Source organism: Nocardioides ferulae (assembly GCF_003660455.1).
In the GTDB taxonomy this organism is placed as follows: Bacteria; Actinomycetota; Actinomycetes; order Propionibacteriales; family Nocardioidaceae; genus Nocardioides; species Nocardioides ferulae.
In genome coordinates, this window is sequence record NZ_QZVR01000046.1 from 1 (window position 1) to 1,993 (window position 1,993).

Genomic DNA, 1,993 nt, shown 5'->3' on the forward strand with positions numbered 1-1,993 from the left:
CGGCCTCGGCCTGGCCATCAGCCGCCAACTCGTCACCGCCATGGGCGGCACCATCGGCGCCGACCCCAACCCCACCGGCGGCTCCACCTTCTGGGTCCGACTCCCCCTCCCCCTCGCCCACCAGACCACGCCCGCCCACCAGGCTCCGCCGGCCACCCACGAGCCGGTGACCTCCGCCAGTCGAGGACACCTGCTCGTCGTGGAGGACAGCGAGATCAACCAGCTCGTCGCCGTCGGCATCCTCGAGCACCTCGGCTACACCGCCGACGTCGCCGACCACGGCCACGACGCCCTCACCCGGCTCGAGGACACCACCTACGACGCCGTCCTCATGGACTGCCAGATGCCCGTCATGGACGGCTACGAGGCCACCGGCCGGATCCGCGCCCACCCACGACACCAACACCTCCCCGTCATCGCGATGACCGCCGCCGCCGTCGACGGCGACCGCGAACGCTGCCTGGCCGCCGGCATGGACGACTACATCTCCAAGCCCGTCGACCCCGACGACCTCCAGACCACCCTCGACCGCTGGCTCACCACCCCCACCAGCACGCCGACCCGTCACTGATTCCCGCCATTCCGCGGCGTGTCGCGGAACCATCGACGGCTCACCACCCGACCCCTCAAGCCGCGACCGGACCGGCCGATAGGCTCTGGAAGAGGCGTTCGGTCGAGGGAGAGCACGTTGCGCATGCGCGTCACGGGGAGCGTCCTGGTCGGCGTGAGCGTCGCGGTGATGCTGCTCATCCAGGCCTTCGGGCTGCCGAGCATCGTCAGCGACGGCGTCTTCTTGACGGTCCGGGTGGCGGCCGCCGCCGCGGCCTTCGTGGCCGTACGTCGCTGGCCGGTCGGGCGGCGGTTGCTGCCGTCCCTGATCGCCGCCGGACTCGCCGCGTCGGCATTCGGCGATGCCAGCTACGGCCTGCAGAGGATGCTCGGGCACTCTCCCGTGGGCACCTGGGCCGACCTGCCCTACGTCGCCGGCTTCGGCCTGCTCTTCGCCGCGCTGCTCGTGCCACAGGCCGCGCTCGTGCCGCGGCTCCGGACGGAGACCACCCTGGATGTGCTGACGATCGGCACGGTCGCGGCGATCGTGCTCTGGCATCCGGTGCTGCAGCCGATCATCGCCGACCCGACCCGCACCCAGGTCGAGCGCGCCCTGCTGGTGAGCTACCCCGTCGCCGACATGGTGCTGCTCGCGTTGATGCTCCGGCTGCTCGCGGCCACGCAGTGGCGCTCACAGGCCGTCTGGCTGCTGCTCGCCGGAATGTGGTGCTGGGTCTTCGGCAGCCTGCACTTCGTCTTCTTCCTCCAGGGCACCTGGCCGGCACACCTCGCGTGGCTGACCGGAAGCCTGCTGATGACGCTGGCCATCTGGTCCGCGTCGGCGAACCGCGACGCTCCGCGACTCGAGGCTCCGACCGCGGTCGCCGAGCACACCGGCGCCCGGGTCATGGCCGGGCGGGTGAGCATCGCGATCGTGCCGTTGGCGGTGCCGCCCGCGGTCGACTTCACGATGCACCACGACGGCGACCACACGCTGGCGCCGTTCGTGGGCATGGTGGTGCTGCTGGCGCTGGCGCTGGTGCGCACCACCCGGCTGCTGCACTCCGAGGCCCTCGCCCGCGCCGAGGTCGCACGCAGCCGCCGCTACTTCGCCAAGCTCGCCGACAACAGCTCCGACGCGGTGTTCCTGCTAGACGCGAGCGGAGAGGTGATCGACGCGGGTCACGGCTCGACTGCGGAGACGTCGCGCGGCCTCCCCGCCCACGCCGAGATCCGAGCCTGGGCAGAACACCTGGGCAGCGCCGACACCGAGCGGCTGACCCAGCTCTACCGCGAGCTGACCGAGCTTCCCGGCCAGACCGTCGTCGAGGAGGTCCCGGTCACCCTCCCCGAAGGGCGGGTGGTCTGGCTCAGCGCACGGTTCGCCAACCTGGTCGAGGACCCCGACGTCGGCGGCGTGGTCGTCTCGTTGTCAGACGTCACC

Annotated in this window: 2 protein-coding genes; both read left to right on the forward strand. The window is 71.7% G+C overall.

Translation table 11 applies throughout. The features are described from left to right. Positions 1-571, forward strand: a 571-nt coding sequence (locus D6B71_RS22305; RefSeq protein WP_164519792.1) for a response regulator, incomplete at its 5' end; no start/stop codon positions are given. Between the two features lie 123 nt (positions 572-694). Further along, the coding region (locus tag D6B71_RS22310; RefSeq protein ID WP_164519793.1) for a PAS domain-containing protein at positions 695-1,993 on the forward strand (1,299 nt) is incomplete at its 3' end.